Source organism: Marinagarivorans sp. (assembly GCF_982758155.1).
In genome coordinates this window covers 2,188-2,480 of record NZ_CEXWTU010000388.1, presented here as the reverse complement: position 1 = coordinate 2,480, position 293 = coordinate 2,188, and the positions used below count along the sequence as shown (strand labels likewise).

The following is a 293-nucleotide window of genomic DNA, read 5'->3' as shown; positions in this document are numbered from 1 at the left end:
AAGCGGTGGGTGAGAATATTGGCGCTTTGTGCGGCGATTTGGTCTTGTAAATCATTCATTGCGAAATAATTAAAGACGGTGGCGTATAACAAGTTACCCACTAATGAGTGTTTGGTCAGTGCGGCTAATTGGGTTTCATCACTGCTTTCTAACGCGGCTTTAGTGTGTTCTAGCTCCGCTTGTAACTTGGCCGCATGTTTGGGGCTGGCGCCTTGTAAATCTAAACCAATTGCACGATAACTACCCGCAATGGGGAAGTTGGTACTGGTGCGTTCGCCTTCGTGGGGGTTCCA

Annotated in this window: 1 protein-coding gene; it reads right to left on the bottom strand. The window is 48.1% G+C overall.

The window, feature by feature from the left end; genetic code table 11:
- On the bottom strand, positions 1-293 hold a 293-nt coding region (locus tag AC3A8L_RS21145), incomplete at both ends, for a hypothetical protein (protein WP_487964261.1).